The organism is Streptomyces sp. NPDC056161 (genome assembly GCF_042268025.1).
GTDB lineage: Bacteria > Actinomycetota > Actinomycetes > Streptomycetales > Streptomycetaceae > Streptomyces.
Window position 1 is genome coordinate 1 of the sequence record NZ_JBHJUV010000121.1, and the last position, 6,548, is coordinate 6,548.

The 6,548-nt window shown below is 69.3% G+C and carries 5 protein-coding genes; 3 read left to right on the forward strand and 2 right to left on the reverse strand.

All coding sequences use genetic code 11. From position 1 onward, the window contains the following. Window positions 1–43: 43 nt before the first annotated feature. Window positions 44–1,009 carry a zinc-binding dehydrogenase gene (locus tag ACFC09_RS45560; RefSeq protein ID WP_376539030.1) on the reverse strand — a complete coding sequence of 322 codons (966 nt, stop codon included), beginning with the start codon at window positions 1,007–1,009 and terminating at the stop codon, window positions 44–46. A gap of 571 nt (window positions 1,010–1,580) precedes the next feature. Beyond that, window positions 1,581–2,804, reverse strand: coding sequence for an NADP-dependent malic enzyme (locus tag ACFC09_RS45565; protein WP_376539032.1), 1,224 nt, complete (start codon window positions 2,802–2,804; stop codon window positions 1,581–1,583). A 940-nt stretch (window positions 2,805–3,744) separates the two neighbouring features. On the opposite strand from ACFC09_RS45565, the gene ACFC09_RS45570 reads away from it, so the two are divergent. Genes ACFC09_RS45570 through ACFC09_RS45580 form a run of 3 tightly spaced genes read left to right on the forward strand, consistent with a single transcriptional unit; the run spans window position 3,745 to window position 6,487 of the window. Then, window positions 3,745–4,701 carry an ABC transporter substrate-binding protein gene (locus ACFC09_RS45570; protein WP_376539034.1) on the forward strand — a complete coding sequence of 319 codons (957 nt, stop codon included), beginning with the start codon at window positions 3,745–3,747 and terminating at the stop codon, window positions 4,699–4,701. Between the two features lie 53 nt (window positions 4,702–4,754). Continuing rightward, window positions 4,755–5,684 carry an amino acid ABC transporter permease gene (locus ACFC09_RS45575; protein WP_376539036.1) on the forward strand — a complete coding sequence of 310 codons (930 nt, stop codon included), beginning with the start codon at window positions 4,755–4,757 and terminating at the stop codon, window positions 5,682–5,684. A 50-nt stretch (window positions 5,685–5,734) separates the two neighbouring features. Next, a complete protein-coding gene (locus tag ACFC09_RS45580; RefSeq protein ID WP_376539038.1) occupies window positions 5,735–6,487 on the forward strand; it encodes an amino acid ABC transporter ATP-binding protein in 753 nt (250 codons plus the stop codon). The last annotated feature ends 61 nt before the right edge of the window (window positions 6,488–6,548 follow it).

Consider the following 6,548-nt stretch of genomic DNA (forward strand, 5'->3'; position numbering starts at 1 on the left):
CCCGGGAACCGGGTCGGCCGTCGGCACCGAGATGAGGCCGCGGTCAGCCGTTGGTGAGCACGATCTTCCCGAACTGGTTGCCCGACTCCATCCGCTCGAATCCCTCGCGGGCGCGGTCCAGCGGCAGCACCTCGTCGATGACGGGGCGGACGCCGGTGGCGGCACAGAAGGCGAGCAGATCCTCCAGTTCGTCCTTGGTGCCCATGGTCGAGCCGACGATCTTTAGCTCCAGGAAGAAGACCCGGGTCAGCTCGGCGTGCGAGGGCCGGTCGCCGCTGGTGGCCCCGGAGATGACGATCGTGCCGCCGGGCCGCAGGGACTTGACCGAGTGGGACCAGGTGGCGGCGCCGACGGTCTCGATCACGGCGTCCACGCGCTGCGGCAGCCGCGCTCCCGACTCCAGCGCCTCGACGGCGCCCAGTTCCACGGCCCGCTTGCGCTTCGCCTCGTCCCGGCTGGTGGCGAAGACCCGCAGCCCCGCCGCCTTGCCGAGCACGATCGCGGCCGTGGCCACCCCGCCGCCCGCGCCCTGCACGAGAACCGAGTCACCGGGCCGGACCCCGGCGTTGGTGAACAGCATGCGGTACGCCGTCAGCCAGGCCGTGGGCAGACAGGCGGCCTCCTCGAAGGACAGCTCCTTGGGCTTCGGCAGGATGTTCCAGGTGGGTACGGCCACCTGCTCCGCGAAGGTGCCCTGGTAGCGCTCGGTGAGGATGGACCGGGATTCCCTGGGGCCGACGCCGTGGCCGGTCTGGCCGATGACGGAGTGCAGGACGACCTCGTTGCCGTCCTCGTCGATCCCGGCGGCGTCACAGCCGAGGATCATCGGCAGCCGGTCCTCCGGGAGGCCGACGCCCCGAAGCGACCAGAGGTCGTGATGGTTGAGGGAGGCGGCCCTGACGTCGACGGTGCTCCAGCCGGGGCGGGCCCCGGGGGCCGGGCGCTCCCCCAACTCAAGGCCGGAGAGCGGCTGGTCGGGGTCGATTCGGGTGGCGTAGACAGCGAACATGGGCTCGACGATAGGTTCCCCGCCGCACGCACGGAACCAGGCAGCGCTGTGACACACGCCTTCTTGTGTGCCGGACGGCTCGGGAGTCCGCACCTTGCCCGCGGGAATGAGCGGCCGGTCCGGGCCGGGGACTGCGGGAGCAGGGACTGGAGCGGCCCCGCGGGCGGACGTGGGCGGGGTGCCCTGCCCCTACCGCCGCGAGCCCAGGCATCGGCCGTAGACCGGTCACGCGAATCCACCGGCACCCGCCCGGTGACACGAACCGCTCACCGGCCCCCGCCCCGGGTGCCCGCCCGCCGGCACAGGGCCGACGGCGTGAACTCACCGACGCACGATCACCCACGGCGCGGCCCGGCGGTCGAGCGCCGGAGGCACGGGTGCCGACGAGACACGGGTACCGGCGAGGCACGGGTGCCGACGGAGGACGGATGCCGACGAGACAAGCCACTCGCCGACACCCGCCCCCAGGCGCGCGTCCACCGACACGCGCCCACCGACATCCGCCCGCCGACACGCGCCGACCGGCACCCCGGGCGAGCCCAACGGCGCGCGACCTCGACGACCTGCGACCTCAGCGGCGCGCGACGCCCTCCGCACGGGCCGCCGCGGCCACCGCCGCCGTCACCGCGGGGGCGACCCGCTCGTCGAACGGCGAGGGAATGACGTAGTCGGCGCTGAGATCGTCGCCGACGACCGCCGCCAGCGCCTCCGCCGCCGCGAGCTTCATGCCTTCGGTGATCCGGGAGGCCCGCACCTGTAGCGCGCCCGCGAAGATCCCGGGGAACGCCAGCACGTTGTTGATCTGGTTCGGGAAGTCGGACCGGCCGGTCGCGACGACCGCCGCGTACTTGTGCGCGACGTCCGGGTGCACCTCGGGGTCCGGGTTGGCCATGGCGAACACGAAGGCACCCTTCGCCATCGAGGCCACCGCCGCTTCCGGGACCGTACCGCCGGAGACGCCGATGAAGACGTCCGCACCGGCCAGCGCGTCCTCCAGGGAACCCGTGCGGCCCGCCTTGTTGGTGAACCCCGCCAGCTCCCGCTTGACCGGCGTCAGATCGTCCCGGTCGGCCGACACGACGCCCTTGCGGTCGGTCACCACCACGTCCCCGATCCCGGCCTCGACCAGCATCTTGGCGATGGCGACACCGGCCGCCCCGGCACCCGAGATGACCGCCCGCAGGTTTCCGATCTCCCGTCGGCTCAGCCGCGCCGCGTTGCGCAGCGCGGCCAGCGTGACGACGGCCGTCCCGTGCTGGTCGTCGTGGAAGACGGGGATGTCCAGGCGTTCCTGGAGCCGGCGCTCGATCTCGAAGCAGCGCGGCGCCGAGATGTCCTCCAGGTTCACCCCGCCGAACGACGGCGCGAGGCGGACCACGGTCTCCACGATCTCGTCGGTGTCCGTGCAGTCGAGCGCGATGGGCACCGCGTCGACCCCGCCGAACTGCTTGAACAGGATCGCCTTCCCCTCCATGACCGGAAGGGATGCCTGGGGACCGATGTCCCCGAGTCCGAGGACGGCCGTGCCGTCGGTGACGACGGCCACCACGGACGACTTCCACGTGTAGTCGTCGACCAGCTCCGGCCGTTCCGCGATCGCGGTGCACACGCGCGCGACACCGGGCGTGTAGGCGAGGGACAGGTCGTCCTTGTCACGGATCGGCACGGTGGCCTGCACGGCCATCTTGCCGCCGCGGTGAAGTGCGAAGGCCGGGTCGAAGGAATCGAGGGGCTCGGCCCCGCCGTCCTGGTCCGCCTTGCTGTCGCTGCGAGGATTGACGATCTCCGCTGCCACTTGTCTTACCCCTTAAGTGTTCATGGTGTGAGGGTGAGGACCACTCCTGGTGAAGAGTGGGCGGGACCGCATACGACCCGGCTGACCTGTGCGTACGGGTCGTACGCGACGAGCGCGCCGCACACGCGCCCGGAGCCCCGGATGAGGGGTGTAAAGAACCTTCTTACCCGACGGACGGGTCCGACGACGAGTCCGGACGAGTCCACCGGGCGGGAGGTCACCTCTGGGTACGAGGTCACTCACCGTGGCAAGGGCCTGCCCCAAGAGACCGACCGGAGCCCGAGCACGACGCCCACCGGCACCACCGGCCGGCACCGTTCGCCGTCACCACCCGCTGACGTCGTCCGCCGTCACCACCCACCAGCACCACCCACCAGCACCACCCAGCACCACCCACCAGCACCGCTCGACGTCGCCCCTCGACGGCACCGACCCGCAGGCTCACGGGCCGCGACGGGGATCCACTCACGCCCGTGCGAGGTCCCGTCCGTGCGGTGCTCCACTCGTGCGAGGTCCCGCTCGTCTAGCTCGTACGAGGTCCCGCTCGTACGAGGTCCCGCTCGTACGAGGTCCCGCTCGCGCGAAGGTCCCGCTCGTGCGAGGTCCCCCTCGCGCGAAAGTCCCGCTCGTCCGGGGATCCCCTCGTGCGAAGGTCCGCCCGCACAACGGCCGACGCCAGGCAAGCATCGACCACATGGTGAGATACGCCGCAGATGTTCCGGAGTTGCTCCGGTAGGCACGAAGGTTGTCCGCAATCGGTCCGGTTCGGTGTACCGACCTGCACGGTTCGGGGGTCACCCGTTATCCGATTTTGACATGGCGGGTCGCCTGATTGGCGTAGCCCCAATGGCAAGATGCGGTAACCCACGAGGTCGCGACACCCAAAGGTGTGTGTTCTCGTCGACCCATCGGCATCATCACCCACTAGCCGGAGGAATCCATGGCCGCTCGCCCCACCCGTCGCACGACCGCCGCGCACTCCCGGCTAGCCGCGGCCGGTGCGATCGCGGTCGCAGGCACGCTGCTGCTGGCCGGCTGTGGTGACCAGACCGACAAGGGCGGCAGCGACTCCACCGGCTCCTCCTCGGCGCCGCTCGCCGCCAAGCTCCCCAAGGACGTCCGGGACGCGGGTGTCATCAAGGTGGGCTCGGACATCGCCTACCCGCCCGTGGAGTTCATGCAGGACGGCAAGGCCGTCGGCATCGACCCGGACATCGCGGACGCACTCGGCAAGCAGCTGGGCGTGAAGTTCGAGTTCCAGAACGGCAAGTTCGACAACCTCGTCGTCGGCCTACAGGCGAACCGGTTCAACGTGATCATGTCCGCGATGAACGACACGAAGGACCGCCAGGACGGCATCGACTCGGACACCGGCCAGAAGGTCGGCAACGGCGTCGACTTCGTCGACTACTTCACCGCCGGCACCTCGATCCTCGTCCAGAAGGGCAACCCGAAGGGCATCAAGTCGCTGGACGACCTGTGCGGCGAGGTCGTGGCCCTGCAGAAGGGCACCACGTCCGAGGACATCGGCAAGGCGCAGGCCAAGAAGTGCACGCAGGACGGCAAGAAGGCGATCACGCTCCAGACCTTCGACACCGACCCCGAGGCCCTGCTCCGCCTCAAGCAGGGCGCGTCCGTGGCGGACCTCAACGACTTCCCGGTCGCGGCCTACAACGCCAAGACCTCCGGCGGCGGCAAGGACTTCGAGGTCATCGGCGACCAGATCAAGGCCGGCCCGTACGGCATAGGCGTCAGCAAGGACAAGACCCAGCTGCGCGACGCCCTCCAGGCCGCCATGGACGCCATCATCAAGAACGGCGAATACGGCAAGATCATGGAGAAGTGGAACGTCACGGCGGGCGCCGTGACCGAAGCGAAGATCAACGGCGGTTCCTGAGCGTCCGGAAGTACTGGAGGAGTGAAGTACTGAAGGACTGAAGGGCAGCCACCGTGTCTGACACCGCCGACAAGATTCCGACATCCACCGTCCCGCCGGAGCAGATCAAGGCCATCCCGGTACGCCACTACGGCCGTTGGGTGGCCGGGGTGCTGGTCATCGCCGTCCTGGTGCTGATCGGCATGGCCTTCTCCAACGCGAAGATCAACTACAGCATCATCCCGAAGTACCTGACCGACGGGACGATCCTCTCCGGGGCCTGGCACACGCTGTACATCTCGGTGCTCGCCATGGCGCTGGGCCTGGTCCTGGGCGTCGTCCTCGCCGTGATGCGGATGTCGTCGAACCCGGTGACCAGCACGGTCGCCTGGTTCTACGTCTGGTTCTTCCGCGGCACCCCGGTCCTGGTCCAGCTGCTGCTCTGGTACAACATCTCGCTGGTGTTCCCCATCCTCAACCTGGGGTTCTACAAGAACGAGATGAACCAGGTCATGACGCCGTTCCTGACCGCGCTGCTGGGTCTCGGCCTGAACGAGGCCGCGTACATGTCGGAAATCGTCCGGGCCGGCATCCAGTCGGTGGACCTGGGCCAGACGGAAGCCTCGCACGCGCTGGGCATGACCCAGGGGAAGACGCTGCGGCGAGTGGTCCTCCCGCAGGCGATGCGGGTGATCGTGCCGCCGACCGGCAACGAGTACATCAACATGCTGAAGACCTCGTCGCTCGCCTACGCGGTCCAGTTCAACGAACTGATCAAACGGGCCACGGACATCTCCAGCACCTCGCTCGCGGTCGTCGAGATGTATTTCGTGGCGTCGATCTGGTACCTGATCCTCACCACGGTGTTCAGCATCGGTCAGTACTACGTGGAACGCCGTTACGCCCGCGGTTCGTCGCGCAGCCTGCCACCGACACCGCTGCAAAGACTCAGGAAGAACCTCCGCCTGTTCGGTTCGTTCCGCCGCCCGGAGGTGGCCCGATGAGCAGTCTCCGCAAGAACCCCGGCACCGTCGGCGGCTCGGCCGGCGGACCGATGGTCAGGGCCGAGGGCGTACACAAGTCCTTCGGGCTCTCGCACATCCTCAAGGGCATCGACCTGGAGGTGAATCCGCGCGAGGTGTTCTGCGTCATCGGTCCCTCCGGCTCGGGCAAGTCCACCTTCCTGCGGTGCATCAACCACCTGGAGAAGATCAGCGCCGGACGGCTCTACGTCGACGGCGACCTCGTCGGTTACCGGCAGCACGGCGACAAGCTCTACGAGCTGAAGGAGCGGGAGGTCGCGGCGCAGCGGCGGAACATCGGCATGGTGTTCCAACGCTTCAACCTCTTCCCGCACATGACGGCGCTGGAGAACGTCATGGAGGCGCCGGTCCAGGTCAAACGGGAGTCCAAGGCCGTCGCCCGGGAGCGGGCGCAGCGGCTGCTGGACCGGGTGGGGCTCGGCGACCGCACCGGTCACTACCCGGCCCAGCTCTCCGGCGGCCAGCAGCAGCGGGTCGCCATCGCCCGTGCCCTGGCGATGGAGCCCAAGCTGATGCTGTTCGACGAGCCGACCTCGGCCCTCGACCCGGAGCTGGTCGGCGAGGTGCTCGACGTGATGCGGGACCTCGCCGAGGACGGCATGACGATGATCGTCGTCACGCACGAGATGGGCTTCGCCCGTGAGGTCGGGGACTCGCTGGTGTTCATGGACGACGGAGTGGTGGTCGAGTCCGGCCATCCGCGCGAGGTCCTGACCGACCCCCAGCACGAGCGCACCAGGTCCTTCCTGTCGAAGGTGCTCTGAGCCCTCGGAGCACCTCCCCCGCGGAGGCGGCCCCCCCCCCGTCCCGGGGCGGGCGGTGCCG